Origin of the sequence: Breznakibacter xylanolyticus, from assembly GCF_003254275.1 — a bacterium.
Taxonomy (GTDB): Bacteria; Bacteroidota; Bacteroidia; order Bacteroidales; family Marinilabiliaceae; genus Breznakibacter; species Breznakibacter xylanolyticus.
In genome coordinates this window covers 20,434-36,309 of the sequence record NZ_QKZK01000020.1, presented here as the reverse complement: position 1 = coordinate 36,309, position 15,876 = coordinate 20,434, and the positions used below count along the sequence as shown (strand labels likewise).

The following is a 15,876-nucleotide window of genomic DNA, read 5'->3' as shown; positions in this document are numbered from 1 at the left end:
ACTCAATGACTTCGCATGATAAAACATTGATCTTAAATAGCGATTCATTATCGTTTAGTTAGTGCAATACGCAGAAGAGACAAGAAGATTATTAGACTAAAGACAGATAGATTAGACTAAAGAGACGAAGAGAACGGATCTAAACATCTGTATTCATCTCATCATTAGTCTCGTCAGCTCACGTCTTCTTATCTTAACTAAACGACATTACAACCTGATTATTGATAGATATTTGCTCCGAACGGGGCAAAAGAAATCAATCAAGATCGATGTTCTACCGAGCTTTCCTGACTAACGGCAGGATGTTGAAAGTGATTTGACCAATCTTTTAGCCCTGAAAATAAAACTGCACACAACTACAGCATCAACCAATGTCGTTTAGTTAAGCTGAAAGAGCGAACTAAACGACATTGAATAGCGATTCAAAAAAAAGAGACATATCTAACCCATCAGCACACAGGATCATGATTATTATTAGGAGTACAAGAGCACATTCGTACCATTATACCGACAACCCAATTACACCAAATCAGAATATCAACACTCAATTATGGCACACACTTTGCACTGACATAGTCAAACCGGTTAACAACAGATGTTCAATTTAAAAAATTAGCGCCATGAAAACCTTATATTACATCCGCAAAGCCACATTACTTACTGCCTTTATGGCCATCGGCACCATCGTTTGGAGCCAACAAAACCCAAGAAGCCAACGAAGATCAGACGACAACCGTCAGAAATATGAATCCCCTCAGAAAATTGAACGATCAGAATCGGCCAATCGATATGAAGCTCCCAAATCTCGACACAATCAGAACAATCGACAAGAGCAACACGAACGATACGATCATAACAACAAGCATCACAAAAGAGATTCATATAATGATCACTCCCGAAATCATCATCAAAAACACAGACACGCATACCATCACCAATTACCATCACATCACTACAACAAATTTTTCCACAACGGATGTGAGTATTTTCACGCCAACAACCATTTTTATCGGTATCACCCCGGATACGGATACATTAGAGTAAATGCTCCGTTTGTATATGTAAATGTATTGCCACGTCATCATGTGATGCGCATTTACAATGGCGAAAGACACTTTTATGCCGATGGTTATGTGTATCTCCCTTACGAGTATGGATACGTGCTGGTACCAGAGCCGGTCAGACCCGGAGTCTCATTTAACATTGTGATACGATAAATCTACAATTTAGAAAGTATCGATGACCAATAAAAAAGGCCGGAAAATTCCGGCCTTTTTTTTATACATATCAGAAAGAATTACTTCCCGAAATTCTCAATCCAAACACGAGCATTCACAAATGCTTCAATCCAAGGAGAGACTTGATCGTCCTTACGATTTTCGGGGTAATAAGCCCATTGCCAAGGGAAAATGGCTCGCTCTAAGTGCGGCATCATGGCCAAATGACGACCATCCCGAGAGCAAATGGCTGCACTATTAAAATTGCTTCCATTAGGATTGGCCGGATAACCGGAATGGCTATATTTCCCAGCAATGTGATAATTCTCCTCGGCATAGGGGAAACTGAATTTACCCTCCCCATGAGCCACCCACACGCCCAAACGTGTTCCGGCCAGAGAGCCCAGCATCACCGAATGGTTGGGCATGATGTCCATATTTAAGAATATAGATTCGAATTTATGCGACTCGTTGTGAAGCATTTTGGGTTTCAACTCATCCTCCGGATAAATCAACCCCAATTCAACCACCAGCTGACAACCATTGCATACCCCCAAACTCAAGGTATCGGGACGCTTATAGAATGCATCAAGAGCTGCTTTGGCTTTTTCGTTATACAAGAATGCACCAGCCCAACCTTTGGCCGAACCCAATACATCGGAATTCGAGAATCCCCCAACGAACACAATCAACTGTATATCTTCGAGAGACTCACGACCCGAAATAAGATCGGTCATGTGAACATCTTTCACATCAAAACCGGCCAGGAACATCGAATAAGCCATTTCACGATCGCCATTCACCCCTTTTTCGCGAATGATAGCGGCTTTTGGCCCTTTGGCATTTCGCTGCATGGGCGTAATGCCATACTGAGAAAATTCACCGGTAAAGCTTGTCGGGAAACTGTAACTGAGTGCCTGTTTTTTGTAATTCTCATATCGAGCAGTAGCCTGTTCCTTACCACTTTGCTTACAATCGAGCAAATATGAGGTTTTGTACCAAATATCACGATAAGCATCAATATCCAGGTTCAATGTACAATCGGCGGCTTTGATGGTCACCACACGATTTTCAACAGGTGCACCAATCACTTGATACTGTATTTCAGCCGCATCAAGCAATGCAAAAACCTTCTCAGATTCTTTCACCTGGATGATCACCCCCGGATTTTCACTGAAAAGTACCTTTACGAGATCTTTTTCCTCCAGCGAAGAGACATCAATCGACAGACCATAAGATTTATTGGCAAAACACATTTCGAGCAAAGCAGTCACCATACCACCAGCTGAAATGTCGTGTCCGGCTAGAATTAACCCTTCATGCACCAATTTCTGAATGGTCTCGAAAGCTGTAGCAAAGTACTCGGTATCGGTCACACAAGGTGCTTCGGCACCAAGCTTACCAACAACCTGCGCAAAACTGCTTCCACCAAGCTTCAAGGCATCATACGACAAATCAATGTACAACAACTGAGTATTCTTATCCTTCTTCAGAACCGGCTCCACAATTTTGCGGATATCAGAAACCTCTGCAACCGACGAAATAATCACCGTTCCGGGAGAGTACACCTTGTCACCATCAGGATATTTCTGTGTCATCGACAACGAATCCTTGCCGGTGGGGATATTGATTCCCAAATCGCAGGCAAAATTACTCACCGCTTCAACAGCATCATACAAACGAGCATCTTCACCCTCATTTTTGCAAGGCCACATCCAGTTAGCACTTAACGAAACGCCCTTAAGACCATGTGTGAGAGGTGCCCACACCAGGTTGGTTAGTGCCTCAGCAATGGAGAGTACCGAACCGGCTTCGGGATCGATGAGGGCAGCCGCCGGTGCATGACCAATAGAGGTTGCAACACCTTTTACACCATCATAATCAATGGCAGTGGCTCCAAGGTTATTCAAGGGCAACTGAATTTCGCCGGCACACTGCTGTTTAGCAACCTTCCCGGTCACAGAACGATCCACCTTATTGGTTAACCAATCCTTACAAGCCACCGACTCGAGTTGCAATACATCTTTGAGGTACGACTCAATTTTGGACACATCATAAGCCACATCAGCAAAAGCAGCCTCTACAGCAGTATCATTCATCACTGTTTTAGGAGGATTCCCAAACATATCGGCCAACTGAAGATCGATGGGTTTATGCCCCTTATCATCTTCAAAACGGAAATGCATATCGCCGGTACATTCACCCACCACATACATGGGGGCACGTTCACGTTCGGCCACCAAACGCATTTCCTCAATATCTTCCTGATGCAAAACCAATCCCATTCGCTCTTGAGACTCATTCCCTACAATTTCCTTGTGCGAGAGTGTTGGATCACCTACCGGGAGTTTATCGACATGAATGGTACCACCTGTGGTTTCAACCAGTTCGGACAAACAATTGAGGTGACCACCCGCACCGTGGTCGTGAATGCTCACGATAGGGTTTTTATCCAACTCAACCATGGCACGAATGGCATTCATGGCACGCTTCTGCATTTCAGGATTCGAACGTTGCACAGCGTTTAATTCAATGGCATTGGCAAATTCACCTGTCGCGACCGATGATACGGCTCCGCCGCCCATGCCAATGCGATAGTTATCACCACCTAACAACACCACTTTATCGCCCGGTTTGGGTTCTTTTTTCAAGCTATCTTCGGCTTTACCAAAACCAATACCGCCGGCCATCATGATGACCTTATCGAAAGCAAACTTTTTTTGATTTTCCATGTGCTCAAACGTGAGCACCGAACCACAAATCAAGGGCTGTCCGAATTTATTTCCAAAATCAGAGGCTCCGTTTGAAGCTTTGATGAGGATTTGAGATGGAGTTTGATACAACCAAGGACGTTCGGGCATATCATTTTCCCACTGACGATCCTGCTCGAGACGAGAATAAGATGTCATGTAAACAGCTGTACCGGCCAAAGGCAAAGAACCAATCCCACCAGCCAACCGATCCCGTATTTCACCACCGGTTCCGGTTGCGGCTCCGTTAAAAGGTTCAACGGTCGTGGGAAAGTTATGAGTTTCAGCTTTAAGGGAAATCACAGTATTGATATCGCGTACATCAAAAAAATCGGGCTTATCCTGCGTAACCGGAGCAAACTGCTTAGCCACAGGCCCCTGAACAAAGGCCACATTGTCTTTGTAAGCCGACACAAGAAAGTTGGGATTTTCTTCGGATGTTTTGCGAATGAGTTTAAACAATGAACTGGGTTTTTCCTCCCCATCAATCACAAAAATGCCATTAAATATTTTGTGACGGCAGTGTTCAGAGTTGACTTGCGAAAACCCAAACACCTCACTATCGGTTAATTTACGTCCCAATCGGGCACTCAAGCCATTCAAATAATCAATCTCAACGCTGCTCAATGCCAATCCTTCTTTTTGATTGTACAAAGCAATATCATCAATATAAAGAATCGGATCAGGCTGTTTGTGGATATCAAAGATATCCTGTTTCAATCCATTATACAAACGTTGCAACATGGGATCAAAAGAAGCGTTTTCGTTCTCCACCGCAAAAAACTCTTCGATGCGGTCAATACCGGTCACCCCCATATTTTGTGTAATCTCTACAGCATTGGTACTCCAGGGAGTAATCATCTCCTTACGAGGCCCCACGTAGAATCCAGGAACATCGTTTCCTTCCATCAGCGTTGCTCCCGAGAACAACCACTCCATTTTTTGAACCTCATTGGCACCAAGCTGCGACTGACTGCCCACGGCAAACACCAATCCGGAATGACCCTTGAAAAACAGAACCATGTATTGTGATTTTTAAGTATTTATGATTTCACGATAACAATTGGGCACAAATTTAATATAAATGCACCAAACCCAACAGCTAAATCAACCATCATCACGAAAAAATGGCTACCCGGAACGGATAACCATTTTTCAGAAAAGAATCTATGAACAAAAAAAACTATCGTTGTGAATAATGCACACGCGACTGTTCACGCAATCGAGCAGCACTTGTTTCGGGGGTGATGTCACGTTGCGCATTGGCCAACATTTCGTAACCCACCATAAACTTTTTAACCGTAGCCGATCGCAGCAGCGGCGGATAAAAATGCATGTGCAAATGCCACTCTGGATGATCCTTGCCGTCCGTAGGAGCTTGATGAATGCCGGCTGAATAGGGAAATGACACTTCGAAGAGATTGTCATATATAATGGTCAATTCTCGGTATGCCGCAGCAAAACTTTGTTTCTCCGCATCAGTCAATTCCAGCAAATTAGCCACACGACGCTTGGGAGCCAACATGGTTTCAAAAGGCCATACAGCCCAGTATGGCACAAGAGCCACAAAATGTTCATTCTCGAAAACAACACGAGATTTCTTTTTAACTTCGGCCTCAACATAATCGGTCAACAAAGCGCGTCCGTGACGATTGTAATAATCAGACTGACGAGACTGTTCCTTCATCGGCTCCACAGGCATTGAACTTGAGGCCCAAATCTGACCATGAGGATGCGGATTACTGCACCCCATCATGCTGCCTTTATTTTCAAATATCTGCACATAATGAATAAAAGGCTCTGCGCCAATTTGCCGATACTCATCACACCAAAGATCGACCACTTTGCGAATGGCATCAACCTCCATTTGAGGAATGGTCAAGTCGTGGCGGGGCGAAAAACAGATGACCTTACAAATCCCACTTTCACTCTCAGCCTGAAACAATTCACCATCTTTTTCAGAACCGGCAGGCGATTTTTCCATTAACGCAGAAAAATCATTGACAAAAACAAACGTCGAATCATATTTAGGATTCAAATAACCACCGGCACGTTCGTTGCCGGGACAGAGATAACAACCCGGATCATATTCAGGTCGTTTTTCCTGCTCCGATTTTTCAATTTGGCCTTGCCATGGGCGCTTAGCCCTGTGTGGCGACACCAATACCCACTCACCCGTTAAAGCATTAAAACGTCGATGAGGATGATCTTCCATGTGGAAAGTCGATTGACTTGTACTCATATTGCAATACTATATAATTACATTAAACGACGGGCTCCATCACCCGTTTCAGCCACATAAAAATCGGGCACCAATCCGGTTTTGGCTGTATATCCGGCAGCAACTTCTTTCATAAAACGCTCAACAGCATCTTTATGAACCAGACTCACAGTGCAACCACCAAAGCCGGCACCTGTCATACGTGAGCCAATCACCCCCTCCACGCTACGAGCCAGAGACACCATGGCATCCAATTCAACACCAGTCACTTCATAATCGGCCGCCAATGAATCATGCGAGAGGTTCATCAATTGACCAAAAGCCTTTAAATCACCGGCCTTTAAATGAGGAATGGCATCCACCACACGCTGATTCTCAGAAATGACATGACGGGCACGGCGCAACACCGTTTGATCGTGAATGGACGCCTGAAGCGTTTCAAATTCTGACAAATTGATGTCCCCCAAAAACTGAATGGACTTAACGGTAGAAATCGCCTCAACTGCTTTTTTACATTCAGCCACTCGCTCATTGTACTTCGAATCAGCCAGGCCGCGACGTTTATTCGTATTGGCAATCACAATGCGATAATCGCCTAAAGCGACGGGAACTTGTTCATACACCATGGTGTCGCACTTCAGAGCCATGGCGTGATCCTTCTGCCCCATTGCCACGGCAAACTGATCAAGTATACCACAATTGACACCCACGAAATTGTTTTCGGCAGCTTTACCCATCCAAGCCAATTCTAAATTGGTAAATCCGGTTTTAAAGTATTCATTGCACATCACCGCCGTCACCAATTCCAACGAAGCCGATGAAGAGAGACCAGCGCCATTGGGAATATTACCCGACACTAAAATATCCATACCAGCCACACGAACACCTTTATCTGCAAACTCCTTCATGACACCCAATGGATAATTCACCCAGGCACCATCAGGATGTTTCTGTGATATTTTCTCCGTTTTAACGTTCACCTTTAAATCAAAATTGGTTGAAGCAAAACGAATCTCATCAGAACCATTTAAACGAGAAACAATGTAAGTTCCAAAGCTCAAAGCACAAGGAAACACGTAACCGCCATTATAATCGGTATGCTCCCCTATCAGGTTTACACGTCCGGGCGAAAAGAATACTTGTAACTCCCCGTCGCCATACAACCCAATAAATTGTTGTTTTAATTGATTGATATCCATAATCTACATTTATATTTTCTACCAGTGGGTACTGGTGGGTAAAATTACAAATTAATTGAGAAAGATCACCACCCCAAATAAAAAAAATCAAAGAGTACTACGAACAATCATCGAAGAAGGGTTGCGAACCCTTCCCCGCCCAAATTCTGTCACCATTTTGGCAATAGATTCGCCCATTTTTTTAAAATCAGTCGAAATTGTGGTCACACCACCTGCAATCACCTCTTTTAATGGGACATCATTGATAGAGATAATCCCAAAATCCTCACCTATACGCAAGCGATTCCGATGCGCATTCTTAATAACCTGAACCAAATCTAAATCGTTTGGTAAAATATAAACTTCACCGGGCTTCACATCCCGATTGTCAAATGAAGAGATTACCTCACGACTCAGTTGATGATCGTTACAGAATCGAACAAATCCGTCAACAAACCCAATCGGCTCCTTACCGCCGGGATAAGCCAACACAAAATGATTATATTTTAACAGCAATGATAAACCAGACAAAAGGCATTGATATATATCATCTTCAAAGTCTTGATAAACGGCAGGATAAGACGTTCCTAACTCCGGTGTAAGCTGATCGATTAAATAAACTTTGTCGGCCGGTAATTCTTTTAAAATATGACCAATGGACGTTAAATTTCCAGGCAAAATAACAAAAGATGTATACCGCGATGCATGATCACGAATCAAAGATTGAAAAACCCGATGATTAAAATGATGGAAATATAAATCGACCTGAGCCGTATCGGGCAATGCATGGATAAACGAATTATAAAGAGTTTCCTTGAAGGCATTAAATTCGTCAAACAATAGAAAAATCTTCTGATCCACATTCACATTGGTACTCTCAATGTAATAACCGATACCGGGCATCGCAGCCACCACCCCCCGGGCTTTTAACTCACTAAATGCCAACATCACAGTATCGCGTGACAATGAAAATTCATGCGCAATATCATTGATTGACGGCAATTTATCGCCTCGCTTGAGGCTTCCGCGCTGCACAGATTCCAATATTGAATTGATGATCTGGCGATACTTGGCTTGACGGGCTTGGTCGGAAATGTGAACTATTTTTTTTGACATATATCAAAATCGGTTTTATCCTTTCGGCGACAAATTTAGATTTTTTCATAAATTTGCTGCAAATTCATTGATAAATAGATACACAATGCATATCAAACACGAAAATTGGGGGACATATCAAAATCAACCTGTTTCATTATACACCCTCTCAAATCCGGGAGGCATCGAGGTTAAAATCAGCACTTATGGTGGTATCATCACCAGCATTCTGATGCCCGACAAGAATGGAAAGCGGGAAGAAATCACATTAGGATTCGATAAACTTGATGATTATCTGTCGCAACAGTATTTAGAAGGATGTCCATATTTGGGAGCATTAATTGGACGATATGCGAACCGAATTGCCAAAGGGAAATTTACGTTGGGAGGTCAAAATTATCAATTTGCCATCAACAATGGAGAGAACCATTTGCACGGAGGCATCCAGGGATATCATCGTAAAAACTGGGAGGCCACAGCATTCCAAATGCCTGGTAAGGTGGGCATCAATCTTGAGATTTTTAGCCCCGACATGGAAGAAGGTTATCCCGGCAACCTCCATTTAATGGTCACCTACACCCTCACGGAGCAAAATGAGTTGGTCATCGAATACCAAGCAACAACAGATAAAACCACCCACGTCAATTTTACCAACCACGCGTATTTCAACCTGAATGGGTGTAACGAAAATGTTGAAAGCCATCAATTGCAACTTTTTGCAGATTGCTATACAGAAGTAGATGATTCAGCCATTCCCACCGGAAAAATTCTAACCGTAAAGGGTTCAGCCATGGATTTCACAGAACCAAAAGCAATTGGTGACAGAATCAGCGAAGTTCAAGGTCGTGGCTATGACCACAATTATATCATTAACGGCACTGCTGGTGACTTACGCATTGGCGCCATTGCCATTGACGAGAAATCGGGGCGTAAATTAGAGATGTACACCACAGAACCCGCCGTTCAGCTCTATACAGGCAATTACCTTGATGGCACCTTTAAGCGAGGCAATACCATTTTTAATGAACGTTTCGGATTCTGTCTCGAAGCACAACATTATCCCGACAGCCCTAATCAGCCTGAATTTCCGTCAACTTTATTACACTCAGGGGAAAAATATCATCAAACCACGGTATATAAATTTTCATTAGTATAACACACCTTCTGAATATATCCACAGAAGCGAACATCGACCCCCAAAAATTGTTCTTTCAGCAGGATAATTCATAATTTGACCAAAAAGCGGGCATGCGAAGAAAAAAATATTTTTCAAATATGATTTCTTTTGCAATATTTGCAAATGGTTTGGAATTGTAAAAAATTTGAACCTAATCTACCACATCCCGTAAAAACCTAACGGACGTAAAAGACTACAATGCATTTCAACACGAAATCAACATTCATAATTCTACTCCTGACAGTGATGTCAATACCTTCTTTTTCACAATACAGGAGAAAGAAATTTGATATTTCTGAAGGTTTACACATCGTTCCCCTAGGGGGCGTCAACGTATTTTATGGTGACTTGGTGGATAAATCAAGGACGAGTTTTACGTTAGGAGTTGCAGCTGAACGCGAAATGACGACCTTTCTCAATGCAAGGGTCAGCTTCATGGGTGGGCGCATGGCAGGGAAGCAATTAAATGGTCAAGATCAGGTGTATGCTTATTTCTCTAACTTTTATACAGAATTTAGCTTAGGTGCAACCTATCGTCCACTTGATCACACCTTAGGTTATTTTCGTCAACGCTCTTTTAATCCTTATTTGATAGGGCAGATTGGCATTAATTACTTTAATGCCACAGAGAGATATGGTGAAGGTGCCGGTGAATTTCAAACAACACATCCTAATTACGGACAACCACGATTAGATCAGGTTTGGCATAAAAAATCAGGGGTAACGCCACTGTTTTCGTTGGGTGGAGGTTTAACTTATTACTATAATTCATTATTTTCATTTAAACTAGAATTAATAGCAAACAAGCCATTGTCAGATGAATTGGACGGCCACAAAGAGTGGGATGATAATGTAGGTAACATTCACCCAACTGATGCCGGAGACTTTTATTACACTGCAAATGTTGGTTTAGACATCACGCTCAACCCGAGCCGATGGAAAAACGAGCCCAAGTATACGCGTAAAGCTTATCTTAAAATCAGAAAAGCACAGATGCGAAGCGGTGGAACCAAGAGAAAATTACCACAACGCCCAAAACCACGGCGACGTTAATAATCACAAAGAAGCTCCCTTTTCAGGGGGCTTTTTTTGTAACTTTGTGAGGACACAATATCTACAATGGATTTTAAAATCATTTCAGAATACTCCCCCACAGGGGATCAACCCAATGCCATCAAAGAACTTGCAGCGGGCATTGGTTCCGGAACAAAATTCCAGACTCTGCTGGGCGTCACAGGATCGGGTAAAACATTCACCATCGCCAATGTCATTGAACAGGTGCAACGTCCGACATTGGTTTTGAGTCACAACAAAACATTAGCGGCTCAGCTGTATGGAGAGTTTAAAAATTTCTTCCCCAACAACGCCGTTGAGTACTTTGTGTCGTACTACGACTATTATCAACCCGAAGCCTATCTACCCGTCACCGACACCTATATTGAAAAGGATTTGGCCATCAATGATGAGATTGAAAAACTCAGGCTAAGTGCCACTTCAGCGCTGCTCTCGGGGCGTCGGGATGTGATTGTGGTTTCGTCGGTATCGTGCATTTATGGCATTGGCAACCCGGATGACTTTCACGCCGGTGTGGTGCGCATCAAACAAGGGCAGATCATTGCGCGGAATCAGTTTTTGAGAATGCTGGTCGATGCGCTCTACTCGCGAAATGAGGTGGAGTTTAGCAGAGGCAACTTCAGAGTCAAGGGCGATACCATTGAGATATACCTGGCCTATACTGACCATGCCTATCGCATCATTTTTTGGGGCGACGAGATAGAAACCATCGAGACCTTTGACCCCGTCAACAACATCACGCTCGACAAACATGATCATGCCCTGATTTACCCGGCCAACATTTTCGTGACGTCCAAGGAGCGCATTCATGACGGGATTCGGCAAATACAGGATGATTTGGTGATACAGACTGCTTTCCTCAGGGATGTGGGCAAAAGCCTCGAGGCCAAACGACTGGAGGACAGAGTCAGCTACGACCTTGAAATGATTAAGGAACTGGGATATTGCCCGGGCATCGAAAACTATTCGCGCTATTTTGATGGCCGCAAAGAGGGATCACGGCCGTTTTGTTTGATTGATTATTTCCCCAAAGACTTTTTGATGGTGGTGGACGAAAGCCACGTGACCATTCCACAAATACGTGCCATGTACGGCGGCGACCGGGCGCGAAAAATCAACCTGGTTGAATACGGTTTCCGCCTGCCCGCGGCCATGGACAATCGCCCGCTAAAATTCGAGGAGTTTGAAGAGATCATCCATCAGATGATATTTGTGAGTGCCACCCCTGCCGATTATGAATTGGCCAAAAGTGAAGGCGTGCTGGTGGAACAAGTCATTCGCCCCACAGGACTCCTGGACCCGCCCATTGAAGTGCGCCCCAGCCTGAACCAAATTGACGATCTGATTGGAGAGATTAAAAAGCGCATCGAGAAGAAAGAACGCATCCTGGTGACCACCCTCACCAAGCGGATGGCCGAGGAGCTGACCAAATACCTGCAACGGATCAACATCCTTTGCGAATACATCCACTCAGACGTGGATACCATGGATCGCATCACCATTATGGAAAACCTGCGTAACGGGAAGTTTGACGTGTTGGTGGGCGTGAACCTGCTGCGCGAAGGGCTAGACTTGCCGGAGGTATCGCTGGTGGCCATCCTGGACGCCGACAAGGAAGGCTTCCTGAGGTCGGAACGTTCGCTCACACAAACGGCGGGGCGTGCGGCCAGGAACATCAACGGGCTGGTGATTATGTATGCCGACAAAATCACCCAATCGATGCAAGCCACCATCGACTCGACCGAACGACGACGAGCCAAGCAGCTTGCTTACAATGCAGAAAACCACATCACGCCGCAGCAAATCATCAAGCAGCAAAACCGTATATTTGGCGAAGTGATAGAAGAGAAAACCGGACGTCACAGCTATGTTGAGAAAGACGAGAAAGCCGATGTGGCAGCCGATCCCGTCGTAGGATACATGAGCAAAGAAGCCTTGAAAAAAGCCATTGAAGCGACCAAAGCCGCCATGCAGGCAGCCGCCAAAGAACTTGATTTCCTTTCGGCCGCACAACATCGCGACGAAATGTACCGACTACAGGAACTATTAAAAAGCAAAGCATAACCAAACCACCCTAGAATTATGGCATTGAGAAGAAGATCCCAATCGTTTCGACCATCGCGCAAATGGATGGTCATCATGGCATTGACCGGCATTGTGGCACTGACCGCATTAGGGGTCGGATATCGCTACTACAGGTGGTTTTTCGCATCGAACATCATCACCCCAGGTACCGAAGCGCATTACATTTACATTCCCAATGGCGCTGAATTTGACGAAGTGATGGCGCTTTTGCAACGGGAAAAGATATTGAAAAGCACCCCTTCGTTTCATAAAGTTGCCCAACTGATGAAATACCCTTCGCTGATCAAAGGAGGGCGCTACCGGGTGCGGACGGGCATGAGCAACTACGAACTGGTGTCGGCACTGCGGGCAGGCAAACAGTCGCCCGTGAAGCTGACCTTCACCAACATTCGCACCAAGGCCGATTTGGCCCATGTGGTGTCGCAAAAGCTGATGACCGATTCGGCCGAGCTGGTGAAATTACTGCACGACAACGACTACCTCAAGCAATACGATGCCACCAGCCAAACGGCTCTGGCACGCTTTATCCCCAACAGTTACGAGCTGTACTGGAACACCGACGCCAAAGGATTTGTAGAACGGATGCACAAGGAGTATCGACGCTTTTGGAGCGAGCAACGCACCCAACAGGCGCAGCGCACCCAACTCACACCCGATGAAATCAGCACATTGGCCTCGATTGTTGACGAGGAGACCCAAAAAAACGACGAAAAACCCATTGTCGCCGGATTGTATCTCAATCGGTTAAAGAAAAGAATGCTGCTACAGGCCGACCCGACGGTCAAATTTGCCCTGGGCGACTTCACCATCAAGCGCATCCTGCACAAAGACCTGGAAATTGACTCCCCCTACAACACCTATAAGTATGTGGGACTGCCTCCCGGCCCCATTCGCATCCCTTCCATCACTGCCATCGATGCCGTGTTGAACGCCCAACAACACGACTATTTGTACATGTGTGCGCGGGAGGATTTTTCGGGCTATCACAATTTTGCCAAATCATTGGCTCAGCACAATGTCAACGCGGCCAAATATCGCAAGGCACTTAAAGAACGGAACATCTGGCGGTAACTCGCTGACATTTGATCAACGCTCACCTCCGACACATACACCCGGTTTCGTGGTAGATGGTCTACCAGCCTCGTGACAGACCATCGATCAGCCTCGTGATCGATCGTTGAACAGCCTCGTGATCGACGACACGCAAGCCCCCTTTCGCACGAATCGAACGCCTCGGTTCGACTCATTGATACAAAAGAAAGGAATTAGTAAGAAGTTGATTTACTTACAGCACAGCATCATTGGACGCATCGCCAATGATGTTGACCTCTTTTTCGAGATGCACGCCAAACTTGGCCAACACATCCTGCTCAATGGCATGAGCCAATGCCACAATTTCACGGCCGGTGGCCTGACCACGATTGATGAGCACGAGCGCCTGAAGCGGGTGCACGCCGGCCTGCCCCATCACAACCCCCTTCCATCCGGCGGTATCGATGAGCCATCCAGCCGGAAGCTTCACGTGCCGATCGTCGACCGGGTAAACGGGCATGTGGGGATATTGCATCTTTAAGCGATCGGCTAGGGAGATATCGACCACGGGATTTTTAAAAAAGCTGCCGGCATTGCCCGTCACAGCGGGGTCGGGCAACTTGGCCATACGAATGGCCATAACGGCTTGTCGCACGTTAGACAGGGTGACCTCGCCCATCCTGGCCACTTCCTCACTGAGGTTGCCATATTGAAGATGAAACACCGGCAACTTCGACAAACGAAACATCACCCGAGTCACCACCAGTTGATTGCGATAACGGTCGGATTTAAAGATGCTGTCGCGATACCCAAATCGGCATTCGTGCTGCGAAAACAGGAGCTCAGAACCATCGCGAAGGTCAATGGCGTGCACCTGATGAATGGCATCGCCCGCTTCAACCCCGTAGGCACCCACATTTTGCACCGGAGCAGCCCCCACGTGACCAGGAATCAGCGAGAGGTTTTCGAGCCCATAAAAGCCCATCTGCACGGCCCAGGCTACCAAATCGTCCCACACCTCGCCGGCAGCCGCCTCCACCCAAACGGCCTCATCGGTCTGGGAGATGATGCGAATGCCCTTGTTGACCGGATGAATGACCAGCGCTGCGACATCGGCCACCGGCAAAAAGTTGCTCCCCCCGCCCAGTACCAATGGCTCGACACCCTGCAATGCGCCGGAACGAATGAGGGCTGTAAGCTGGCTGACGTCAGAAAATTCGAAATAAGAGTGGGCATTGACATCGATGCCAAATGTGTGGAGCGGTTTTAGAGGAACCTGATGGAGGATGGAAACGTTCATGCGTGTTGATAATTTTGCGCCAAAGATACACAAATGAGCACATCCACCCGACACGAAGGCTCATCGAGGCCATTCATAAAGCAATGTCGCTTCGTTAAAATAAGAAATCGTCAGCGAATGAGATTGCGGAACGCTGTGTCTCAATCTGTGCTCACTCTGTGAAGTAATGGTTTATTAAACTGAGTTTTCAATAAACGCAGAGGCGCGAAGGCGCTGAGTTGGGTTATTATGTACATTGCGTTTAAATATGAAAGCAGATAACTCAGCATTTAATCATCTTCCTCAACTTAACGAACTAAGAACTGACGCTGAGTTGCAGTGAGATAAGATGAGAACCAGTGAGGAGAAAAAGCCACAGTACCACTCGGTAAAAGAGTTATATAGTAGTTAAAATAAACGCAGAGGCGCGAAGGCGCTGAGTTAATCTGTAACATTTTGCGTTTAAATAAGAAAGCAGATAACTCAAAAAAGTTATAAAGTAGACACTGAGTAAAAAACACAAACCACCTTCAATGTCGTTTAATTAAGCCCCAATGGGGCGCCAGCATTAGAGTTGGGCAAAGCCCTACTTAAGAGCTCAAGCCTTGAAGAGCTTAGGCTTACGCCCCATCAGGTCTCTAAAATTGAGTTTACATTCATCATAGGGCGATGCCCTACGCTACTGTTTATCGCCCTTTCAAGGCTTCCCTCAACGACATTGATTCAACATCGATTAATAAGGAGCAATGTTTTGCCCTCAAAAAGTTT

The 15,876-nt window shown here is 45.3% G+C and carries 10 protein-coding genes; 5 read left to right on the top strand and 5 right to left on the bottom strand.

Features of this window, described 5'->3' with window-relative positions; genetic code table 11:
• The first annotated feature begins 620 nt into the window (after nt 1-620).
• Nucleotides 621-1,217, top strand: coding sequence for a hypothetical protein (locus LX69_RS11835; RefSeq protein ID WP_111446266.1), 597 nt, complete (start codon nt 621-623; stop codon nt 1,215-1,217).
• 80 nt (nt 1,218-1,297) lie between these two features.
• On the opposite strand, the gene purL is transcribed toward LX69_RS11835, so the two are convergent.
• From purL to LX69_RS11815, 4 genes are all read right to left on the bottom strand, one after another.
• Entirely contained in the window at nt 1,298-4,990 is a 3,693-nt protein-coding gene (purL, locus tag LX69_RS11830; protein WP_111446265.1) for a phosphoribosylformylglycinamidine synthase, read from the bottom strand.
• A gap of 160 nt (nt 4,991-5,150) precedes the next feature.
• On the bottom strand, nt 5,151-6,182 hold the full coding sequence (locus LX69_RS11825) for a UDP-glucose--hexose-1-phosphate uridylyltransferase (RefSeq protein WP_245935009.1): 1,032 nt from the start codon (nt 6,180-6,182) through the stop codon (nt 5,151-5,153).
• A 44-nt stretch (nt 6,183-6,226) separates the two neighbouring features.
• Nucleotides 6,227-7,387 (bottom strand): galactokinase, encoded by a 1,161-nt coding sequence (locus LX69_RS11820; protein ID WP_111446263.1) that lies wholly within the window; start codon nt 7,385-7,387, stop codon nt 6,227-6,229.
• Nucleotides 7,388-7,474: 87 nt separating this feature from the next.
• A complete protein-coding gene (locus LX69_RS11815) occupies nt 7,475-8,482 on the bottom strand; it encodes a GntR family transcriptional regulator (RefSeq protein ID WP_111446262.1) in 1,008 nt (335 codons plus the stop codon).
• Nucleotides 8,483-8,567: 85 nt separating this feature from the next.
• Between LX69_RS11815 and LX69_RS11810 the strand changes: the two genes are divergently transcribed.
• From LX69_RS11810 to mltG, 4 genes are all read left to right on the top strand, one after another.
• Nucleotides 8,568-9,617: an aldose epimerase family protein gene (locus LX69_RS11810; protein WP_111446261.1), complete on the top strand. Its 1,050-nt coding sequence runs from the start codon at nt 8,568-8,570 to the stop codon at nt 9,615-9,617.
• Between the two features lie 267 nt (nt 9,618-9,884).
• Nucleotides 9,885-10,691: a hypothetical protein gene (locus LX69_RS11805; RefSeq protein WP_146260723.1), complete on the top strand. Its 807-nt coding sequence runs from the start codon at nt 9,885-9,887 to the stop codon at nt 10,689-10,691.
• Nucleotides 10,692-10,757: 66 nt separating this feature from the next.
• Nucleotides 10,758-12,776, top strand: a complete 2,019-nt coding sequence (gene uvrB / locus LX69_RS11800; protein WP_111446259.1) for an excinuclease ABC subunit UvrB — start codon at nt 10,758-10,760, stop codon at nt 12,774-12,776.
• Between the two features lie 18 nt (nt 12,777-12,794).
• Nucleotides 12,795-13,868, top strand: a complete 1,074-nt coding sequence (gene mltG, locus LX69_RS11795) for an endolytic transglycosylase MltG (RefSeq protein ID WP_111446258.1) — start codon at nt 12,795-12,797, stop codon at nt 13,866-13,868.
• Nucleotides 13,869-14,082: 214 nt separating this feature from the next.
• Here mltG and murB read toward each other — a convergent pair whose 3' ends face one another.
• Entirely contained in the window at nt 14,083-15,129 is a 1,047-nt protein-coding gene (gene murB, locus LX69_RS11790; protein ID WP_111446257.1) for a UDP-N-acetylmuramate dehydrogenase, read from the bottom strand.
• Between the last annotated feature and the right edge of the window lie 747 nt (nt 15,130-15,876).

Bases quoted from the DNA above. Each gene is read 5' to 3' on its own strand.
- LX69_RS11835 (WP_111446266.1), top strand. From the start codon at position 621: ATGAAAACCTTATATTACATCCGCAAAGCCACATTACTTACTGCCTTT.
- purL (WP_111446265.1), bottom strand. From the start codon at position 4,990: ATGGTTCTGTTTTTCAAGGGTCATTCCGGATTGGTGTTTGCCGTGGGC.
- LX69_RS11825 (WP_245935009.1), bottom strand. From the start codon at position 6,182: ATGGAAGATCATCCTCATCGACGTTTTAATGCTTTAACGGGTGAGTGG.
- LX69_RS11820 (WP_111446263.1), bottom strand. From the start codon at position 7,387: ATGGATATCAATCAATTAAAACAACAATTTATTGGGTTGTATGGCGAC.
- LX69_RS11815 (WP_111446262.1), bottom strand. From the start codon at position 8,482: ATGTCAAAAAAAATAGTTCACATTTCCGACCAAGCCCGTCAAGCCAAG.
- LX69_RS11810 (WP_111446261.1), top strand. From the start codon at position 8,568: ATGCATATCAAACACGAAAATTGGGGGACATATCAAAATCAACCTGTT.
- LX69_RS11805 (WP_146260723.1), top strand. From the start codon at position 9,885: ATGTCAATACCTTCTTTTTCACAATACAGGAGAAAGAAATTTGATATT.
- uvrB (WP_111446259.1), top strand. From the start codon at position 10,758: ATGGATTTTAAAATCATTTCAGAATACTCCCCCACAGGGGATCAACCC.
- mltG (WP_111446258.1), top strand. From the start codon at position 12,795: ATGGCATTGAGAAGAAGATCCCAATCGTTTCGACCATCGCGCAAATGG.
- murB (WP_111446257.1), bottom strand. From the start codon at position 15,129: ATGAACGTTTCCATCCTCCATCAGGTTCCTCTAAAACCGCTCCACACA.